This window comes from Acidimicrobiia bacterium (assembly GCA_029210695.1).
Lineage (GTDB): Bacteria > Actinomycetota > Acidimicrobiia > Spongiisociales > JAHEDJ01 > JAHEDJ01.
In genome coordinates this window covers 1-2,778 of the sequence record JARGFH010000133.1, presented here as the reverse complement: position 1 = coordinate 2,778, position 2,778 = coordinate 1, and the positions used below count along the sequence as shown (strand labels likewise).

The window sequence follows — 2,778 nt, the reverse complement described above, 5'->3', positions numbered from 1 at the left end:
CCGCGCCGCGGCCCCACTCCCACGCGCCCTGACAACACCAACCAAACCACCCAGGGCTTGACACAGGAAGTGTTGCACGTGCGTGTGATATCGAGTGGGGTTGGATGCGAGGCGGGTTGAGCTGTCGGTCCGGTTCCCGCGGGTGCTGATGTGCTGGCGGTGGCTGTTCGACATACGGCTCTCCCTTACCAAGATCTGATCTCCTGCGATCTTGAACAAGGACCCTCGCAAATCATTCGCAGAATCACTTCTGAGTCGACGGGGATGCCGGTTGCAGTGGACGGTACGAGAGGAGAGAGTTTCGAGAGGGCCGTTCTTGACGGACAGAGGAGCCCCCCGGGGGCAAGGACAAGGGGCCTTTTGCGACCGGGAATCCTCCAACCAGTCACGGAGGAAAGGACCACGGACAAGCCCACCAGGCGTCGACCAGGCCGGCCGGGGTTCCAGGCGACCACCCGGAGGGTCCTTCATCGACCTTCTCTCCCGAGGGTGACAGGCAACGTCGAACCTCCAACACCTCCCGAGTAGTCGGGGACGGCCAGATGACCGAGCGGTTTGCGACGGTTCCTTGCGAGGGTTTCTGCGAGTGGTTTACGAGGGTGACAGGTCACGATCTCGTCATGCCCGGATACTCAAAGAACGCCTGCAGAGCCCTGCCGGCTCGCCAGAAGGCAGGTGCAAAGGCGCGGGGGCGAATTCGCGAATCCGTCACCATCGTCCACCTACGAGGCGCCCACCAACGCCCGACGCGACAACCCTGTCATCTCAATGCAGGGCGCCCTCAAATACCCACCAGAGCTGTCCGAGATCAACGGAGGCGACACCGCCATGCACAGAGCGTCGCATCGCACCCTGTCATCAGAGTGTCAGTAACCCTGTCAGAAACCCTCCAATCGGGGTCACCCAACGCCTGGAGACGGACGGGTGCGGCTTGGCATTCTGGTGAAAGGGTTACAGGTGATGATCGACCTCGAACTTCGATCGCCACCATGCGGAGTCGTCGGTGACTGTTGTCATATCGCATCCAGTTCCCACAGGGCTCCGATCGGCTCACTCCGAATCAACCACGGAAGCCAAGTCTGAGGCCAACCCCGCTGCTGCTTCTCGCCGGGCAGCTGGACTACCCGACCACGTAGAAGACCCCATCGTGCTGGCACGGGTGGCAGCGGTCCTGGCGACTCTCCACGACAGACAACGGATCCCGGGGCACGGGATAGCGTGAGGTCGAACCACCAAACGGGTCACGCCCGCCAGTGGACCTCGATCCGTGCAGGATCGAAATACCGTCGCCCGGGCCTACCCGGCTTAACAACGATCTCTTCGACGACCGCCTGCAAGATCGCCCGTTGGCGATCGATGTCGAGCGCGGCCCAGGTGAGACGCAGCTCATCGAGGGTCCCAGGCAGCCCGGCAAGCGCCGCCCTGCTCGCCGGCACCTTGAGCGAGGCCATGTTCTCTTCGATACGTCGTTGAAGGGCGTCGCGAGCAGTAAGGAATTCCCGTCGGCTGATGGCACGCTCCACATAGTGGTCCCGAGCTAACCGTTCCAACGATTCCTCGTCAGATATCAGCTGCCTTGTGATCTTCTGTGCGTCGATGTCGTCGCTTCGGTCAAGTACACGCCAAAGCGGTGGACCCCCAAGTGCACCAAGGAGCTGCTCTGTGACTTCCTCTTCGAGAGGGCCCGCCGTCACGGCGGTTCTGCCACACGGACCCTGAGCAGCCCCGCTGTTGCACATGTAGCGGCGGGAACCATCAGCCCGTCGCGACGAATGCAGGGTGGCACCGCAGCGGCCACACCGCAGCATGCCTGTCAGCAGATAGGACGGCGGCCGCCCCCCTTGCGACCTCCTCGGATCCCCGATCTTGGCCCTGATCTGCTCCCAGGTGTTCCGATCGAGGATCGGCTCCCATGCTGCGTTCCCAATGATCTCACCATGATGAACTCGAAGGCCTGCCAACTGCGGCCCCGTGAGAAGCGTCCTCAAAGTGGTCACTCGCCATGGGGCGCCAGTCACAGTTGACACGCCACGAAGATTGAAGTCCGAGGCAATCGCGCGCAGTGATTCACCACCAAGGAACCGTCGAGCCGCTTCTCGCACGATCTCGGCTTCCTCCTCGACGATGGTCAAGGAGGGTCGCCCCTGATCATCGCGAGCAGCCCGGTACCCAAAGCGCCTCCGACCCCCTGTCGGAAGCCCCATCTGCGCCTGCTGCTCCCGTTGGCGCTTCAGTCTCTCAGACTTCTTCTCAGATTCCTGACGCGCGACTGCTCCGAGGATTCGGGCCCGGAACCGACCATCGGAGGTCCCGAGATCAATCTCTCCCGAGACGTTGGCGAGTGCAATGCCGAGCCTGTCGGCTCGGATGATGAAGTCCTCGAGCTCGCGGGGATATCGCGTCAGTCGATCTTGGTCGACGACCAACACGGCATCAACCACGCCCGCCTCGAGATCGCCGATGAGCTCCTCGTATGCCGGTCGTGGGGCGCCGGCATACGCCGACAGGTCGTTGTCGGTATATACCCCCGCGACGGGCCATCCCTTCTCGACAGCGAGCTTCCGACATAACTTCTCTTGACGAGCCACTCCAAGACCCTCGCCACCAGCGTCTCGGCTGATCCTGCAATAGATGGCTGCGGCCCTGACCGACGAACGCTGACTCACGAATCCTAGAATAGTACGAAAAGTGATAGATCGCTAGCACGACCTTCACCAGCCCTCGAAGGGAGATCTCGCCCTCCCCGTCGAGTGATGGAGGTCGCGCCTCGTAATAGGA

At 62.2% G+C, this 2,778-nt stretch carries 1 protein-coding gene; it reads right to left on the bottom strand.

Features of this window, described 5'->3' with window-relative positions; genetic code table 11:
- Nucleotides 1–1,241: 1,241 nt before the first annotated feature.
- On the bottom strand, nt 1,242–2,666 hold the full coding sequence (locus P1T08_18640) for a recombinase family protein (GenBank protein MDF1598091.1): 1,425 nt from the start codon (nt 2,664–2,666) through the stop codon (nt 1,242–1,244).
- Nucleotides 2,667–2,778 lie beyond the last annotated feature (112 nt).